Source organism: Streptomyces sp. UH6 (assembly GCF_013421635.1).
Taxonomy (GTDB): domain Bacteria; phylum Actinomycetota; class Actinomycetes; order Streptomycetales; family Streptomycetaceae; genus Streptomyces; species Streptomyces abyssomicinicus.
On record NZ_JACADT010001441.1, the window covers coordinates 1 to 1024 of the forward strand.

The window sequence follows — 1024 nt, forward strand, 5'->3', positions numbered from 1 at the left end:
CTGGTACCTGGTCGCCTACGACCTGGACCGGGCCGGCTGGCGCAGCTTCCGGCTGGACCGCCTGAGTGCACCGGAGGGGACCGGTGACCGGTTCCGCCCCCGGGAGCTGCCGGCCGCCGACGCCGCGGCCTTCGTACGGGCCGGGCTGGAGAACCTGCCCCGCCCGCACCGGGTGGAGGCAGTGGTCGACGCCTCGCCGGACGCCGTCCGGCGGCGCATCGGTCGCTGGGCCCGGGTGGAAGAGTCGGCGGAGTCGGCGGAAGGGGCTGCGGAGGGCCGCTGCCGGGTGCACATGACGACGGACGACCTGGACTGGGCGATGGCCGCTCTGGGCATGACGGGCGCGGAGTTCCGGGTCGTCGGCCCTCCGGAACTGGTGGACCTGGTCCGGGAGTGGGGCGGCCGGTTCAGCCGCGCCGGTCAGGCCGGTCACGCGGGGACCGGAAGCCCACCCGGAACCGGAAGTCCTCCAGCGTGAACGACAGCACCGGGCGGCCCCGGCCGAGGAAGCCCAGCGCTCCGGCCGGGTCGGGGCGGAAGGACGCCCTGGTCAGCGCCGGCCTGCCGGTCAGGTGGGCGGGGACGGCCAGCACCTGTCCGTCGACCTCCTGGAAGAGGCGGGTGCGGACCGGCAGCCGGCCGGGCAGCGGCCGTCCCGGGCGGAAGACGGCCCGCACCTCGCCGGTCCTGGGGGCGCGGAGCCGGAAGTGCTCCGTTCCGGCGGCTCCTCCCGCGGGTTCCAGGGCGAACTCCCCGAGTTCCTTGGGGATGCCCCACAGGGTCCGCCCGCCGGCCCTGGACCGCTCGCTGTCGACCCAGACCGCCACCGCGGTGCAGCCGGTGCGCCGCCCCCGCCGGACGGCGAGCGCCACCAGCAACTCCCGGTAGGCCAGTGTCCCTTCGGGCGAGTAGTCGACGCAGAAGGTCAGCAGCGGGTACCGTCCGCCGACGGCGAGCGGGCGCACCCCCTCGGGCAGCGGCCACCGCGGCAGGCGGCCGGCGCGGACCGTCCACAGGCCGACGT

Annotated in this window: 2 protein-coding genes; one reads left to right on the forward strand and one right to left on the reverse strand. The window is 76.7% G+C overall.

The genetic code is table 11. The annotated features are described in order from the left end of the window. On the forward strand, nucleotides 1-478 hold a 478-nt coding region (locus tag HW445_RS32445; protein WP_180224320.1), incomplete at its 5' end, for a YafY family protein. Here the strand turns inward: HW445_RS32445 and HW445_RS34210 are convergent. Next, nucleotides 408-1024, reverse strand: a 617-nt coding sequence (locus HW445_RS34210; protein WP_180224321.1) for an acetoacetate decarboxylase family protein, incomplete at its 5' end; no start/stop codon positions are given. The two genes, HW445_RS32445 and HW445_RS34210, sit on opposite strands and share 71 nt — an antisense overlap.